Genomic DNA, 14,683 nt, shown 5'->3' on the forward strand with positions numbered 1-14,683 from the left:
GGCGACAACCTCCGGTACAAGTTCGTGCAACTGCTCCTGAACCTACCGGGGGCCACTGACAACGCGTCGGCCGCCCGCGTCCCCGCCGCCCGCTACCAGCTGGTCTTGCGGTAGAACTCCCACATCTGCATGGCGGTCTGCGGGTCCAGCGCCCGCTCGGCGCCCGCGATGTCGTCCCGCGCGGCCACGTACAGCTTGCCCTGCCACAGGGGCAGCAGCCGGACGTCCTCGGCGAAGATCTGCTGGGCCCGCTCGAACTCGTGGACACCGGCCGACCGGTCGCCCTCGCGCCGGGTCTTGGGCAGCAGGTCGGTCAGGATCTCGTTCGGCTCGTACGGGGTGCCGACCGCGTTCTCCTTGCCGATGAACGGCGCGATGAAGTTGTCCGGGTCCGGGAAGTCGGGGAACCAGCCTCGGCCGAAGACCGGGTACTCCTGGTTCTTGTAGCCCTCCTGGAAGGCCTTCCAGGGCTGGCTGCGCAGGGTGATCTTGAAGAGGTTGCTCTCGTCCAGCTGGCGCTTGATCTCGGTGAACTCCTCGGCGGTGGAGGAGCCGTACCGGTCGGTGGTGTACCAGAAGGTCAGCTCGACCGGCTGGTTGATCCCGGCCGCCTTGAGGATCTTCCTGGCCTCGTCGATGTCGGCGTGCCCGTACTTGTCGTAGAACGGGGTCTTGTGGCCGACGACGCCCTTGGGAACCATCGAGTACAGCGGCTCGGCGGTGCCCTGGTAGACCTTGGAGACGAGCGTGCCGCGGTCGATGACCTGGGCGATGGCCTGGCGGACGGCGGGCTTGGCGACGGCCGGGTCCTTGGGGTTGAACACCAGGTAGCGGATCTCGGCGCCGGTGTTCGCGACGACCTGAACGCCCTTCGCGGCGCCGTCGGGGCCCCGGAGCGCGGTGATCTCGGAGGCCGCGAGGCCTCGGTAGATCGCGTCGATCCCCTTGGACTTCAGGTCGGAGACCATCTTCGCCGAGTCCGTGTAGTAGCGGATGGTCACGGCGTTGTTCTGGCGCTTGGCGAAGCCGGTGTAGCTGCCGTTGCGGCCGAGGACGGCCTCGTTGCCCTCCTTGTACGAGTCGAGCACGTACGGGCCGGATCCGGTGACCTTGCCGTCCTCCCGCACCTTGTCGGCCGGGTAGTCCTTGGGCGCGACCAGCGAGGCGGCGGGCGAGCCGAGGACGAAGGGGAAGGTGGCGTCGGGGGTCTTCAGGTGGAAGACGACGGTCAGCGCGTCCGGGGTCTCGATCTTGTCGAGGGAGCCGAAGAGGTCCTTGGGGCCGACCTTGGAGCCGATGGTCCGGATCCGGTCCAGGGAGTGCTTGACGGCCTTGGCGTCGAGCGGCTCCCCGTTGGAGAACTTCAGGCCCTTGCGCAGGGTGCACCGGTACGACTCGTTCTGCGCGTCCGTGAACTCGCAGCTCTGGGCGGCGTCCGGCTGGGGCTTGGTGGAGCCCGTGGGGAAGGCCAACAGGGTCTGGTAGACGTTCCGGTACAGCTCCCAGGAGCCGTCCCATGCCGCTGCGGGGTCGAGGGTGCTGGGCGCGCTCGTGGTGCCGACGACGATCGGCTTCGTATCAGCGGCACTGTCGTCCGAAAGCAGGCCGCAACCGGCGAGCAGGGATATGGACGCAACGGCCGCAGTGATCTGCAGGCATCTGGTCCGGTTGAACACGTGCACGCTCCTCGATCAGCCAGGGGTGCGGCAGACCCTACCGCAGTGCCCCACGAATCCAATGGGCAGGTTTCGTGAGGCACTTGACCGGTTCCGTGCACATTAGGGATGCATTTGCCTCCCTTTCGGAGGCAAATGCGTCCGACTATCGGTCAGTGCACTCCGGCATTGAGGAACATTCCTCCGTCAACGACCAGAGTTTGCCCCGTGATCCATTCCGCTTGTGCAGATGTAAGAAATGCGGCCGCTCCCCCGATGTCCTCCGGAACCCCGAGCCGGCCGAGCGGATAGGCGGCCGCGGCCTCCTGTTCCCGGCCCTCGTAGAGCGCCTGCGCGAACTTCGTCTTGACCACCGCCGGGGCGATCGCGTTGACCCGGACCCCCGGCGCCATCTCGTGCGCGAGCTGGAGGGTGAGGTTGACCATGGCGGCCTTGCTCATCCCGTAGGCGCCGATGAAGGGCGAGGCGGAGACTCCGGCGATCGAGGCGATGTTCACGATCGCCCCGCCGTTCTCCTTCTGCCAGGCGTGCCAGGTCCGCTGGGCGAAACCGAGCGCCGAGATCACATTCGTCTCGAACACCTTGCGCGCGACCCCGAGGTCCAGGTCCGCGATCGGCCCGAATACCGGATTGGTGCCGGCGTTGTTGACCAGGAAATCGACCCGGCCGAAGGCCTCCATGGCGCGCTCGACGGCGACGGCCTGGTGGGCCTCGTCGTGCGCCTTGCCCGCCACCCCGATCACCCGGTCGGCGCCGAGGCGCTCCACGGCCTCCTTGAGGGCCTCCTCGTTGCGCCCGGTGATGCACAGCCGGTCGCCGCGGGCGACCAGCGCCTCGGCGATGCCGTATCCGATGCCGCGGCTCGCGCCGGTGATCAGCGCGACCTTGCCGCTGTCGCTGCCGTTGTACGTCGTCATGGCGTACGCCCTGCCTCTCGTGAGCTCGTCAGTTGAGCGGGCCGCCGGCCACGTACATGACCTGGCCGGAGACGAAGCCGGCGGCCTCGCCCGTGAAGAAGGCGATGGCGTTGGCGATGTCGTCGGGGCGGCCGACGCGCTGGACGGGGATCTGGGTGGCGGCCGCCGCCTGGAAGTCCTCGAAGCCCATGCCGACGCGGGCGGCGGTCTGGGCGGTCATCTCGGTGACGATGAAGCCGGGGGCGACGGCGTTGGCGGTGACGCCGAACTTGCCGAGCTCGATGGCCAGGGTCTTGGTGAAGCCCTGCAGGCCGGCCTTGGCGGCGGAGTAGTTGACCTGGCCGCGGTTGCCGAGCGCCGAGCTGCTGGAGAGGTTCACGATGCGGCCGAACTTGGCCTCCACCATGTGCTTCTGACAGGCCTTCGACATCAGGAAGGCGCCGCGCAGGTGCACGTTCATGACCGTGTCCCAGTCGGTCTCGCTCATCTTGAAAAGCAGGTTGTCGCGCAGCACGCCCGCGTTGTTGACCAGGATCGTCGGGGCGCCGAGCTCGCTCGCGACGCGCGCGACGGCCGCCTCCACCTGCGCTCCGTCGGAGACGTCGCAGCCGACGGCCAGGGCCTTGCCGCCGGCCGCCGTGATCGCCTCCACGGTGTCCTTGCAGGCCGCCTCGTCGAGGTCGAGAACGGCGACGGCCCGGCCCTCGGCGGCCAGGCGCACGGCGGTGGCCGCGCCGATGCCCCGGGCCGCCCCGGTGACGATCGCGACGCGCTGCTCGGTGGTGGACATGCTGGATCTCCTCGCCCTTGAGAAACGGCCGCCCAGAGGTGAGCAACCGCTTAGTAGCTTCAGCTGAGGAGACGCTAGGAGCCCTGGCACCCGGTGTCAACGCCAGCCGTTCCAGCCAGGTCAGCGGACCAGCAGCGCCAGCAGCCGCTCGACCTCGGCGGCGGGATCGGCCGTCAGGCCGGTGTGCACCGGTCCCGGCTGCACCACCGTGCTGCGCGGTGCGATCAGCCAGCGGAACCGGCGGCCGGCGTCGTCACCCGCCGCCTGCCCCGCCGCGGTGCCGCCGCTGCACACCCCTTCGACCCCGCGCAGCGCTGCCCGAACCCCGGCCACGTCCGCCCCGGGGTCCAGTGCGAGGAGCTTGGCCTCGTCGAGGTGGGTGCGCGCGGCGACGTAGGAATGCGCCCGGCAGTAGACGATCACGCCGGCGTTGAAGCACTCGCCGCGTTCCATCCTGGGTACCACGCGCACCAGCGCGTACTCGAACACGTCCCGCTTGATCACTCGCTGTCGCTCTTCTTCCGGTGGGGCTGAGGGGCGAGGCGCTCGGCGAGCCAGCCGGGCGGCCCGGACCGCGGCTTCACCTCGGCCTCCATCGAGATCCTCTCGTGGATCGTGGCCGCGCGCGGCAGCAGCGCCTCCACGTAGGCGCGGCGCAGCGCGTCGGTGGAGTCGAAGCCGGGCTCGTCCACCAGCCACTCGTCGGGCACGTCGGCCGCGACCTCGGTGAGCAGTTCCTCGGTGACCAGCGGCGCGAGGGCGGCGGCCGCCGCCGCGATGTCCGGGCCCACGGGGGCCAGTACGTGGTCGGAGGCGTTGTAGGGCTTCGCCGCGGCGGCCTGGGCGGTGGGCCAGTTGTGGTGCCAGATCATGGTGGCGCCGTGGTCGATGAGCCACAGGTCCCCGTGCCAGACCAGCATGTTCGGGTTGCGCCAGGACCGGTCGACGTTGTTGATCAGGGCGTCGAACCAGACCACGCGCCCCGCCTCGACGGGGTCCACCTGGTAGGCGAGCGGGTCGAAGCCGATCGACCCGGGCAGGTAGTCCATGCCGAGGTTCAGCCCGCCGCTGGCCTTGAGCAGCTCCTGCACCTCCTGGTCGGGCTCGCCGAGCCCGATGACGGGGTCGAGCTGCATCTGCACCAGCCGCGGCACCCGCAGGCCCAGCCGCTGGGCCAGGCGGCCGCAGATGACCTCGGCGACCAGGGTCTTGCGGCCCTGGCCGGCTCCGGTGAATTTCATGACGTAGGTACCGAGATCGTCGGCCTCGACGATTCCCGGGAGCGAGCCGCCCTCACGCAAGGGCGTGACGTAACGGGTCGCGATCACTTCGGACAGCATCCGCCCAGGTTACGGGGGTCAGGCCGGAGGAGCCCACTGCTCGAGGAGCGCTTCGGCCGTGGTGATGGTCGCGACCAGGGCGAGTGAGTTGCGGATCACCTCGGCGGTGCAGGAGGCGGGCACCCCCGCGATGGCGTCGGCGGGGACCACGACCTGGTAGCCGAGGTTCACGGCGTCGAAGACGGTGTTCGGGATGGCGATGTTGGAGGAGACCCCGGTGACGACCAGGGTGCGGACGCCGAGGTTGCGCAGCAGGGCGTCCAGGTCGGTTCCGGACATCGGCGAGAGCCCGTGCAGCCGGCGGACCACCAGGTCCTGTTCGGCCACGGCGAGCGGGGCGGCGAGGCGCACCGCCGTGGTCCCGGAGATCTGGCGCACGGGCAGCTTCCCGGCGGCGCGGAACAGCCGCGCGTTGGTGTTGGCCCCGCGCCCGTCCGGCCGCCGCTCGGCGACGGCGTGCAGCACCTGTACGCCGGCCCCGCGCGCAGCGTCGGCCAGCGCGGCCACCCGCTCCAGCATCCCGGAGTCCCGGGCCTCCTTCGCGAGCTCGGGCAGTGCGCTCTCCTCGCCGACGACGCCGTTCTGGCATTCGACGGTGAGCAGCGCGGTGGTGGCGGGATCGAGATCCGGCATGGCTCCCCCTGGCGTATCGGCCGACGAGCCCGCATGATTCCTGACACACAGTCAGTTGTGAAGGGGTGCGGGACGGATGGACGAGACAGGCCCGGGAAGGACACAGCGGCGGGGCCGCCGGATCATGATGACCGACGAGGAGGTGGACGCCTTCCTCCGCGAGCAGCGCACCTGCCGCGTGGCCACGGTCTCCCCGGACGGCCGCCCGCACGTGGGCGCCCTGTGGTTCGCCTGGGACGGCACCTCCCTGTGGCTGTACTCGATCACCCGCAGCCGGCGCTGGTCCGACCTGCGCAAGGATCCGCGGATCTCGGTGGTCGTGGACGCCGGGGAGGCGTACGACGAACTGCGCGGCGTGGAACTGTCCGGCAGCGCCGTCTTCGTGGGCGAGGCCCCGCGCACCGGCGAACCCTGCCCGGAGCTGGCGGAGGCCGAGCGGATCTTCCCGGTCAAGAACTTCGGCATCGAGGAGATGCCGCACGACGGGCGCCACGCCTGGATCCGCCTGACCCCGGAGTCGGTCGTCTCCTGGGACTTCCGCAAGCTCTAGTACCGCCATCGCGCCAGTACGGCCGGTATCGCGCTAGTAGGGCCGGGCGGCCGCCCCCTTCAGCGCGTCGACGGCGGCGCGGATCGAGGGGCGGCGGTCGGCATCCGCGCGCCAGACGGCGTACACGTGCCGGCGTACGGAGTCGCAGACCGGCAGCAGCCGCACCCCGGCCGGGGTCGGGCCGCGGCCCAGCTTCGGCGCCACGCACACCCCGAGCCCGGCCTCCACGAAGGCCAGCTGGGTGTGGTGCTCCTCCGCGATGTGGGCGATGCGCGGCTCGATTCCCGTGCCGCGGAGGGTGAAGACCAGCCATTCGTGGCAGAACTGCCCCTCGTTCCAGGAGATCCAGTCGTCCTCGGCGAACTCGGCGAGGGAGACCTCCGTCCGGTCGGCCAGCCGGTGGCCGGCCGGGACCGCGATGTCGACGGAGTCGTCGAGCAGGTGCGTGCGGGTCAGCTCGGCGGGCACCGGCATCCGCTTGTTGTGCCAGTCGATGGCCAGAGCCAGGTCGAGGTCGCCGCGCACGACGGCGGCCATGCTCTCCTCGGGCTCCTGCTCGCGGACCAGGGCCCGCAGCTCGGGATGGCCGTCGCGCAGGGCGCACAGGGCCCGAGGCAGCAGGCCGCGCATGGCCGTCGGGAAGGCGCCGATGCGCAGCTCGCCGACCGCGCAGCCCCGCTGGGCCTCCACGTCGGCCTGGGCGAGCTCCACCTGGGAGATGATCCGGGCCGCGTGGTCGGCGAGCAGCCGCCCGGCGTCGGTGAGCCGGACCCCGCGCCCGTTCCTGGCCAGCAGGGGCTGGCCGACCTCGCGTTCGAGCTTGGCCATCTGCTGGGAGACGGCGGAGGTGGTGACGTGGAGTCCGTCGGCCGCGCCGCTGACCGAGCCGTGGCGGGCGAGGGCGTCGAGGGTGCGCAGGCGCTCCAGGTTCAACATGTAAGCAATGCTACGCCGTCACACCGAGAAACTCTCGCTTGTCCTACGAAGTTGATACGCGCACAGTTGGCGTCATGAGCGCACCGACCGTCTCCCTCCCCACCTCCTCCACGACCTCCCCGCCCGCCGGCACGGGCACCGCGGGCACCCTGCGCACCCCCGGCACCCGGCGGGGCGTCCTCCTGGACTGGCGTGTCCGCTTCGCGATCCTGTCGGTGGTCTGGGGCTTCAGCTTCCTGCTGATCAAGGTGGGCACGGAGGCGTACGCGCCCTTCCAGGTGGCCCTGGGCCGGGTCCTGTTCGGTGCTCTCGCCCTCGTCACCGTGCTGCTGGTCCGCCGCGAGCCGCTGCCGCGGGGGCTGCGCACCTGGGGCCACCTCGGCGTGGCGGCGCTGCTGCTCAACACCGTCCCGTTCTCGCTGTTCGCCTACGCGGAACTGAGCATCCCGTCCGGTCTGGCCGGGATCTGCAACGCCACCTCGCCGCTGTGGGGCATGGCCCTGTCCCTGGTCGCGCTGTCCGAGGACCGCCCGACGCGCCGCCGCGTGGCGGGGCTGGGCCTGGGCTTCCTCGGCGTCCTGACCGTCCTCGGCGCCTGGGAGGGCTTCTCCGGGGTCGACGCCAAGGGCACCGCGTTCGCCCTGCTGGCCTCGCTCTGCTACCCGATCGGCTGGATCTACGTCCGCCGCACGCTGGCCGGGACCCCCGGCTCCCCGGTGGCCCTGACCGGCGGCCAGCTGCTCGTCTCCACGCTCCAGCTCGCCCTGGTCAGCGCCCTGTTCACGTCGGCCCCGACGTCGTTCCCGCTGTGGCCGACGCTGTCGGTGATCGCCCTGGGCGCGCTCGGCACGGGCATGGCACTCCAGATGCAGTACGGCCTGGTCGCGGAGATCGGCCCGACCACGGCCCAGATGGTCACCTACTTCATCCCGGTCATCGCCACCGCGGCGGGCGTCCTGGTCCTCGGCGAACAGCTCCACTGGAACACCCCGGCGGGCGCCGCGATCGTCCTGGCGGGCGCCGCCCTCACCCAAACCCGCCCCGGCCGCCGCAAGCCAGCCTGAGCCCCGCCGGGCACGCAGGGCCCGGGGTCCGGGGTCCGGGCGGAGCCCCGGGACACGGCGGGGGCTGCGTCCCGCGGTCAGACGTACCGGACCCCCGCCGCCCCCGGCCGGACCGCCGCGGCCACGGCGTCCGCCAGGTCCGGCACGTCCGCGACCGTCACCTGCGACACCGTCAGCCGCACGCCCGGTTCCGACTCGACGCGGAACCGGGCTCCGGCCGTCACCGCCCAGCCCGCGGCCAGCAGCCGCGTCACCACGCCCGTCTCGTCGGCCACCGGCACCCACACGTTCATCCCGGTCCGCCCGTGCGCCCGTACGCCCCGCTCGCCGAGCGCCGCGACCAGCGCGTCCCGCCGCTCCCCGTACGAGCGGGCCACCGCGGCCCGGTCCACCGCGCCCGAGGTCCACAGCTCCACCACCGCGTACTGCAGCAGCCGGCTGACCCAGCCCGGGCCCAGCCGCTGCCTCCCCCGGACCCGGTCCAGCGTCACCGCGTCCCCCGTCAGCACCGCCAGCCGCAGGTCCGGGCCGTACGCCTTCGCCGTCGACCGCACCAGCACCCAGTGCCGGGTGACCCCGCCCAGCGGATGCAGGGGCAGGTCCACGATCGCGTGCCCGTGGTCGTCGTCGATCACCAGCACCCCGGGGTGGGCCGCCAGCAGGGCCCGCAGCTCCCCCGCCCGCTCCGCGCTCACCGCGGCCCCGGTGGGGTTCTGCGCCCGCGAGGTCACCACCAGCGCCCGCGCCCCGGCCTCCAGCGCCCGCGCGACCGCGTGGACCCGCGGCCCCTCGTCGTCCACGGCCACTGGCAGCACCCGCAGCCCGAGCGCCGGGACCAGGTCCAGCACGCTGCCCCAGCCCGGGTCCTCGACCGCGACCGCGTCCCCGGGGCGCAGGTGCGCGGCCAGCACCCGCTCGATCCCGTCCAGGGCGCCCGAGGTCAGCGCGACGGGCCCGGCCGGCACCCCGTCGGCGTCGAGGTCGGCCCGGGCCAGCCGCGCCAGTTCCGGGTCGACCGGGTCCTGTCCGTAGAGGGTCGGGGCCTGCCCGTACCGCCGGGCGGCGGCCGCCAGCGGCCCGTCCAGCGACGGCAGCAGGTCCACGTCCGGATTGCCGGCCGTGATGTCGCGTACGCCCGCCGGCACCGCCATCCGCAGGGCGTCGCGGGGCGCGCTGGACGGACGGGCCCGCACCCGGCTGCCGCGCCGCCCGTCGGTCTCGATGACCCCGCGCTCGCGCAGCGTCCGGTACGCGGCCGCCACGGTGTTGGGGTTCACCCCCAGCTCGCCCGCCAGCTCCCGCATCGGCGGCAGCAGCGCCCCCGGTGCGAGCGCGCCCGATCCCACGCCCGCTTCGACACTGGCCGCGATATCCGATGCGCGGCGCCCAATGATCCGATAGTCTCCTAGCACAAACAACATTATGCACTAGTACAACGGAGTCCGCATCATGACCGCCACGCCCGCCACGGAAGCGCCCGCGTCGTCCGAGCCGACCGCCGCGTCCGACGCGTCCGACGCGTACGAGCCCACCGACCGCACGGTGCCGACCCGCTCCCGCGACCGGGCGCGCTACGACCGCGAGACGGTGCACTCGATACTCGACCAGGCCTACATCTGCCACCTCGGCTTCGTCCGCGACGGCGCGCCGGTGGTGCTGCCGACCCTCTTCGGCCGGGTCGGCGAGGTTCTCTACATCCACGGCTCCACGGGTTCGCGCCCGCTGCTCGCGGCCCGCAAGGCGGACCCGGGCCTGCCGGTCTGCGTGACCGTGACGCACGTCGACGGCCTGGTGCTGGCCCGCTCGGCCTTCCACCACTCGCTCAACTACCGCTCGGTGGTCGTGCACGGCACGGCCTACCAGGTCACGGACGAGGAGGAGTGCCGGATGGCCCTGGACGCCCTCGTCGACCACGTGGTCCCGGGCCGCTCCGCCGACTCCCGGCCGGCCAGCGCCAAGGAGCTCGCCGCCACCGCTGTGATCCGGCTGGACCTGACCGAGGTGTCCGCGAAGATCCGTACCGGCGGGCCGAACGACGACCCCGAGGACATGGGGCTGCCCTACTGGGCCGGCGTGGTCCCGGTCGCTCCCGCGTACGGGGCACCGGTCCCGGCGGCCGACCTGGCCCCCGGGACCGCCACTCCGGACTACCTCGCGGCGCTCTGACCCGACACCTCGGGGGCCTGGACGGGCCGCACCGCCGGCCCGTCCAGCGCCGTATCCAGCGCCCCGTCAAGCGCCCCGTCCAGCACCGTGTCCAGCGCCCCGTCCGCCGGCCGCCGCGCCTCCGCCGCGATCAGGGCGCCCACGGCCGCCAGCAGCAGTACGGTGCCCAGCACCACCGCGCCGGTCAGCCGCTCCCCGAGCAGCAGTACGGCGATCACGGCCGCGCTCACCGGCTCGATCAGCATGATCACGGACACGGTGGCGGCCCGTACGGCGGCCGCTCCGGTGAAGTAGAGCGCGTACGCCAGGGCCGTCGGCACGGTGGCGACGTACACCAGCAGCCAGAGCACCCGGCCCAGTTCGGCGGTGTGCGGCAGCAGCCCCTCCGCGGCGGCGAGCGGCAGCAGGCACACCGTGCCCACCGCGACCGACCAGGCGGTGGTCACCAGCGGATCCCCGCCCGCCCCGCGCCGCCCGAGCCAGCGGGCCCGCAGGGCCATTCCCGCGTACCCGGCGGCCGACACCAGCGCCCAGCCGACGCCGGCCGGGCGCACCTCGCCGCCCCCGCTGCCCAGCACCAGGACGGCGAGCCCGGCCAGGGCACCGGTGACGGCGGCCACGCCGCCCGCGCCGAGGCGCTCGCCCATCCAGTACCGCGCGCCGAGCGCGATCAGCACGGGCCCGGCGCCGAGCGTGACGACGGTGCCGACGGCGAGGCCGGTTTCGCGTACGGCCGCGAAGTAGGCGGCCTGGAACAGGGTGAACAGCAGGCCGGTCACGATCAGCGAGCCGGCCGAGGGCCGCACCCGCCGGGCCCCCGAACCTGACCCTGATCCCGACCCCGACCCCGACCCGGATCCGGAGCGGGGCCGCCGGCGTACGGCGAACACCCCGAGCAGCACCACGAGCCCGCCCGCGCACCGCCAGAACGACAGGGCGAGCGGACCGAGGTCACTGGCGAGGAAGAGGAGGGAGGCGGCCGCCCCGGCGGTGCCCCAGGCGGCTCCGGCGACGACGAGGTACAGCAGACTGCGCCCGGCAGCGGGCGAATGGTTCGACACGTGGTTCTCCGCGCATGCGTGAAGGATGAGAAGAGCAGGTCATCGCTTCGCGGGCAGCGCTCACCCGCCCGGGAACTCCCCGGGCCGGGGTACTCGTTCGAGGAGGTGCCGCCCGCGCTAGGCGGAGGCGGGAGGGGGAAGCACGGTCGAAGGCATGAACGCCACCCTAGGCGCTGGTGGTCTCGCGGTCCACCACGGCCGGACCGGCGCCCGCCGCGGCGGCGGCAGCGGCCGGGGCCGTGGCCGGCGCGGGCCGCGAGGACTGCGCGATGAAGGCGCCGCCGAGCACCAGCCCGCCACCGACGATCTGCCAGGTGGAGAGGTGCTCGCCGAGCAGGATCCAGGCCAGCACGGTGGCGACGACCGCCTCCAGGAAGGCCACCACGCCCGCGATCTGCGGCGAGAGCCTGCGCACGGAGACCACTCCGGTCAGGTACGCGAAGACGGTCGCGATCAGCACCACCCAGCCGAGCAGCACCGGCGCGGGGACCATCAGGTCGCCCAGCGCGGCATCCCCGCCCAGCACCTGCCAGTCCATCTCCCACGGCCGGGCGATCACCGTCATCACGAGGGTGCCGATGATCATGCCGTACGCGATCACCCCGAGCGGGTCGGGGGCGTCGTCCTTGTCCGCGCCCTGGTCGGCGAAGACGAAGTAGAAGGCCTGGCACAGGGCCGCGCAGAGGCCGAAGAGCACACCGAGCGCGTCGAGCCGCAGTCCGGCCCAGATCTCGACCACGCAGGCCAGCCCCACGACGGCCACGGCCGCTCCGGCGGCGGCGCCGCGCGTGACGGGCTTGCGCTGCACGAAGCGGATGTAGCCGAGCAGCAGCGCCGGCCCGAGGTACTCCAGCAGCAGGGCCACGCCGACCGGGATCCGGGACAGGGAGGCGAAGTAGAAGGCCTGCACACCGGCGACGGCCACCAGCCCGAAGCCCGCGAGCAGCGCGGGCCTGCGCAGGACGAGGTCGCGGTGGCGCCAGGCCAGCGGGGACAGCACGAGCGCCGCCCCGGCCACCCTGAGCCAGACCATGTGGAGGGGGTCCAGACCCGCCTCGATCAGCGGCTTCGCCGCCACCCCGGAACCACCGAACGCGACCGCCGACACGAGGGCGAGGCCCAGTCCGGCGTTTTTCCCTGACGCTTGCATCGGGCCATCATGGCAGGCACTCGTCAGGAGCGTCACGGACATGACACCTGTTGAGACGGAGACGAGACCAGGGCTCGTACACCCCTCCAATATCTGACAGGTCGTCAGTATTGAATGTTCCGCCGACCGGGGCTACGTTCCGCCGCACGTACCCGACGAGAAGGGGTGGTCGCATGGCCGAAGTCACCGCGGAATCACGCATCGAGGCGCCCGCCGCGAAGGTCTGGTCCCAGCTGACGGACTGGGACGCGTACGGCCAGTGGAGCATGACCCACACCAATTTCCCGAAGGGCGGCCCGGAGACCCTCGCGGTCGGCGCCACCTTCGCCGAGAACATGAAGATGATGGGCTTCCCCGCCGAGGTCGTCTGGACCGTCTCGGAGCTGGAGGACGAGCGCCTCTTCGCCATCACCGGCAAGGGCCCGATGGGCGTGGCCGTCCTCACCCGCTACACCCTGGTCCCGGACGGCGGGGCCACCACCGTCCGGATCGACGGCGAGTTCAGCGGCGCGGCCGTCTCCCTGATGGCGGGCAAGCTCAAGGACTCGGCCACCGCCGCGCTGAACGAGTCCCTGCGCAAGCTGGCCGGCCTGGTCGCCTGATCCCTTCGTGACCCCCCTCAACTCCTCCGACTCCCCCGCACATACGACGGCGCGCCACGCGAGTGACTCGCGGGGCGCGCCGTCGTGATCGTCCGGGCCGTCCGGACTGTCCGGGCTGTCCGGGCTGTCCGGGCTGTCCGGGCTGTCCGGGCTGTCCGGTCAGTGCTCGTCGGCCAGGATCAGGTAGAGCTTCTTGCGGGCGTCGTTGATGACCGCGACGGCCTTCTCCCGCTGCTCGGGGGTGCCGGTCTTGAAGACCTGGCCGAAGGCCTCCATCAGGCCGATGCCGGCCGTCCGGACCTCGTGCATCGCCTCGAAGTCGAAGCCGCGCCCGGCATCCGCCCAGGGGGCGTCCGGGCCCGACTCGGCCTCGGTGCGGCCGGCTTCGGTGAGCGTGAACAGCTTCTTGCCGCCCTCGCTCTCACTGGTGATGAGCCCCTCGTCCTCGAGCAGCTGGAGGGTCGGGTAGACCGAGCCGGGGCTGGGCTTCCAGGCCCCGCCGCTGCGCTCGCCGATCTCCTGGATCATCTCGTAGCCGTGCATCGGCCGGTCGGCGAGCAGCGCCAGGATCGAGGCGCGCACGTCGCCGCGCCGGGCCCGGCCCCGCGGTCCGCCGCGTCCGCCGCGCCCACCGAAGGGTCCGCCGCCGAAGGGGGGACCGAACGGTCCGAAGGCGGCACGCCGCCCCTTGAACTCCTCCCGACGATCGGGCCCGCAGTGGCCGTGGCCCCGGCCGTGCTCGTGTCCGTGGTCATGTCCGTGCTGTCCGTGTGAACGCATCACTGCGCTCCTTTCGTCTCGTACGTCGTCTTCGCGTCGTATCGGTTATCCGATGTCTCTACTATCGGCGATCCATCGCGATGCGTCAACGATATATCGGAAACTTTCTCAGCGAACAGCCCCGCACCAGTCCAGTCACCCCGAATTGGCCTTTGGCGGCGATCGGAGAGCCGTCCTACCTTCGGTTCCATGCGCATCCGAATCGTCGACGCCTTCACCGACCGCCCCTTCCACGGCAACCCCGCCGGAGTCCTGCTCCTCGACAGCGCGTTCCCCCCGGACGCCTGGCTCCAGCAGGTCGCCGCCGAGGTGAACCTGTCCGAGACCGCCTTCGCCCACCCCCTGCCGCCCGGCTCGGACGCCGACTGGGCGCTGCGCTGGTTCACCCCGGCGGCGGAGGTCGACATGTGCGGCCACGCGACCCTCGCGACGGCGCACGTACTCGCCACGAACGGCCTCGCCGACGGGCTGGTCCGCTTCACGGCCCGCTGCGGCATCCTGACGGCCGAGACCGCCCCCGACGGGACCGTCACCCTGGACTTCCCCACGTCCTCGCTCACCCCGGCCCCGGCTCCGGCCGCCGTGGAGCACGCGCTCGGCGGCGCCCCGGTCCTGTCCGTGCACGACACCGCCGCCCACGTCGGGGACCTGCTGATCGAGCTCGCCGACGAGCGGACGGTCCGCGAACTGACGCCGGACCACGCCGCCCTGCGGGCCTTCGCCAAGCGCGGGGTGATCGTCACCGCGCAGGCCGAGGACCCCTCGCGCGGGTACGACTTCGTCTCCCGCGGCTTCTTCCCGGCCTTCGGGATCGACGAGGACCCGGTCACCGGCAGCGCGCACACCGCGCTCGCGCCGTTCTGGGCGCAGCGCCTGGGCCGTACCGAGCTGACCGGCCTCCAGGGCGGCGCGCGCCAGGGGCTGGTACGGGTGAGTCTGCGGGGCGAGCGCACCCTGCTGACCGGCCACGCGGTGACCGTCGTGGACGGGGAACTCCTCACCGCCCCCTGACCGGGCC

At 72.4% G+C, this 14,683-nt stretch carries 16 protein-coding genes; 5 read left to right on the forward strand and 11 right to left on the reverse strand.

The genetic code is table 11. The features are described from left to right. Nucleotides 1–92: 92 nt before the first annotated feature. From ACFWP3_RS26725 to ACFWP3_RS26750, 6 genes are all read right to left on the reverse strand, one after another. Nucleotides 93–1,676, reverse strand: a complete 1,584-nt coding sequence (locus tag ACFWP3_RS26725) for an ABC transporter substrate-binding protein (RefSeq protein ID WP_384225732.1) — start codon at nt 1,674–1,676, stop codon at nt 93–95. 152 nt (nt 1,677–1,828) lie between these two features. Next, nucleotides 1,829–2,593, reverse strand: a complete 765-nt coding sequence (locus ACFWP3_RS26730) for an SDR family oxidoreductase (protein ID WP_384225735.1) — start codon at nt 2,591–2,593, stop codon at nt 1,829–1,831. A gap of 28 nt (nt 2,594–2,621) precedes the next feature. Beyond that, entirely contained in the window at nt 2,622–3,383 is a 762-nt protein-coding gene (fabG, locus tag ACFWP3_RS26735) for a 3-oxoacyl-ACP reductase FabG (protein WP_383574069.1), read from the reverse strand. A 120-nt stretch (nt 3,384–3,503) separates the two neighbouring features. Further along, on the reverse strand, nt 3,504–3,887 hold the full coding sequence (locus tag ACFWP3_RS26740) for a DUF3037 domain-containing protein (RefSeq protein WP_384225737.1): 384 nt from the start codon (nt 3,885–3,887) through the stop codon (nt 3,504–3,506). Beyond that, nucleotides 3,884–4,723, reverse strand: coding sequence for a HipA family kinase (locus ACFWP3_RS26745; protein ID WP_384225740.1), 840 nt, complete (start codon nt 4,721–4,723; stop codon nt 3,884–3,886). The genes ACFWP3_RS26740 and ACFWP3_RS26745 overlap by 4 nt, the downstream gene beginning before the upstream one ends. A gap of 18 nt (nt 4,724–4,741) precedes the next feature. Continuing rightward, a complete protein-coding gene (locus ACFWP3_RS26750; protein WP_384225743.1) occupies nt 4,742–5,356 on the reverse strand; it encodes a cysteine hydrolase in 615 nt (204 codons plus the stop codon). A 76-nt stretch (nt 5,357–5,432) separates the two neighbouring features. Here ACFWP3_RS26750 and ACFWP3_RS26755 point away from each other — a divergent pair, with 76 nt between their 5' ends. Further along, on the forward strand, nt 5,433–5,906 hold the full coding sequence (locus ACFWP3_RS26755; RefSeq protein WP_384225745.1) for a pyridoxamine 5'-phosphate oxidase family protein: 474 nt from the start codon (nt 5,433–5,435) through the stop codon (nt 5,904–5,906). A gap of 33 nt (nt 5,907–5,939) precedes the next feature. Here ACFWP3_RS26755 and ACFWP3_RS26760 read toward each other — a convergent pair whose 3' ends face one another. Further along, nucleotides 5,940–6,842, reverse strand: a complete 903-nt coding sequence (locus ACFWP3_RS26760) for a LysR substrate-binding domain-containing protein (protein ID WP_384225748.1) — start codon at nt 6,840–6,842, stop codon at nt 5,940–5,942. 74 nt (nt 6,843–6,916) lie between these two features. Here ACFWP3_RS26760 and ACFWP3_RS26765 point away from each other — a divergent pair, with 74 nt between their 5' ends. Then, nucleotides 6,917–7,906 (forward strand): DMT family transporter, encoded by a 990-nt coding sequence (locus ACFWP3_RS26765; RefSeq protein WP_384225751.1) that lies wholly within the window; start codon nt 6,917–6,919, stop codon nt 7,904–7,906. Nucleotides 7,907–7,983: 77 nt separating this feature from the next. Here the strand turns inward: ACFWP3_RS26765 and ACFWP3_RS26770 are convergent, their stop codons facing one another. Next, nucleotides 7,984–9,318, reverse strand: coding sequence for an aminotransferase class I/II-fold pyridoxal phosphate-dependent enzyme (locus ACFWP3_RS26770; RefSeq protein ID WP_384225754.1), 1,335 nt, complete (start codon nt 9,316–9,318; stop codon nt 7,984–7,986). 37 nt (nt 9,319–9,355) lie between these two features. Between ACFWP3_RS26770 and ACFWP3_RS26775 the strand changes: the two genes are divergently transcribed. Next, on the forward strand, nt 9,356–10,072 hold the full coding sequence (locus ACFWP3_RS26775) for a pyridoxamine 5'-phosphate oxidase family protein (protein ID WP_384225757.1): 717 nt from the start codon (nt 9,356–9,358) through the stop codon (nt 10,070–10,072). Here the strand turns inward: ACFWP3_RS26775 and ACFWP3_RS26780 are convergent. Together ACFWP3_RS26780 and ACFWP3_RS26785 are read right to left on the reverse strand one after the other, a co-directional pair. Next, the gene (locus ACFWP3_RS26780; protein WP_384225760.1) at nt 10,054–11,133 is read right to left on the reverse strand and encodes a DMT family transporter; all 1,080 of its coding nucleotides are present in this window, start codon (nt 11,131–11,133) and stop codon (nt 10,054–10,056) included. The two genes, ACFWP3_RS26775 and ACFWP3_RS26780, sit on opposite strands and share 19 nt — an antisense overlap. Nucleotides 11,134–11,299: 166 nt before the next feature. Further along, the gene (locus ACFWP3_RS26785) at nt 11,300–12,283 is read right to left on the reverse strand and encodes a DMT family transporter (protein WP_384225762.1); all 984 of its coding nucleotides are present in this window, start codon (nt 12,281–12,283) and stop codon (nt 11,300–11,302) included. A 173-nt stretch (nt 12,284–12,456) separates the two neighbouring features. On the opposite strand from ACFWP3_RS26785, the gene ACFWP3_RS26790 reads away from it, so the two are divergent. Further along, nucleotides 12,457–12,885 (forward strand): SRPBCC family protein, encoded by a 429-nt coding sequence (locus ACFWP3_RS26790; protein ID WP_384225765.1) that lies wholly within the window; start codon nt 12,457–12,459, stop codon nt 12,883–12,885. Nucleotides 12,886–13,044: 159 nt separating this feature from the next. On the opposite strand, the gene ACFWP3_RS26795 is transcribed toward ACFWP3_RS26790, so the two are convergent. Continuing rightward, nucleotides 13,045–13,665: a PadR family transcriptional regulator gene (locus ACFWP3_RS26795; protein WP_384225768.1), complete on the reverse strand. Its 621-nt coding sequence runs from the start codon at nt 13,663–13,665 to the stop codon at nt 13,045–13,047. 189 nt (nt 13,666–13,854) lie between these two features. Here ACFWP3_RS26795 and ACFWP3_RS26800 point away from each other — a divergent pair, with 189 nt between their 5' ends. Then, nucleotides 13,855–14,676 (forward strand): PhzF family phenazine biosynthesis protein, encoded by an 822-nt coding sequence (locus ACFWP3_RS26800; protein WP_384225771.1) that lies wholly within the window; start codon nt 13,855–13,857, stop codon nt 14,674–14,676. Nucleotides 14,677–14,683: the final 7 nt, after the last annotated feature.

It is taken from the genome of Streptomyces sp. NPDC058525, assembly GCF_042719495.1.
Classification (GTDB): Bacteria; Actinomycetota; Actinomycetes; order Streptomycetales; family Streptomycetaceae; genus Streptomyces.